This is a genomic window from Dellaglioa sp. CoH-57-MRSF-16 (assembly GCF_056782055.1).
Genome location: NZ_JBXAXZ010000224.1, coordinates 1 through 239, shown reverse-complemented (window position 1 = coordinate 239; position 239 = coordinate 1). Strand labels below are relative to the sequence as shown.

1 protein-coding gene is annotated in these 239 nt (G+C 57.3%); it reads right to left on the bottom strand.

Annotated elements, in window-relative coordinates:
* Positions 1-239, bottom strand: a 239-nt coding sequence (locus tag AC1RPH_RS08500; protein WP_481762149.1) for a phage holin family protein, incomplete at both ends; no start/stop codon positions are given.

Genomic DNA, 239 nt, shown 5'->3' with positions numbered 1-239 from the left:
ACTTTCGAACACGGCAATTGCTCGTGTCCCCATGAGACCAGCCGTCGCAATCAAGATCGCGGCAACCGGCCCGTCGATGTTAAGCCACTCACACGCCCAGAAAGTCATGAGTCCTGCGAAGCCTGCGGTGATCAGATCACGTGCGAGTGTCGCGACTCGGAACTGCTGCGAGTTGTTGAGATACTTAACGGCACCTCCGAACAGCGCGAGTCCGAAAACCCACGCATAGGTGCTGATGC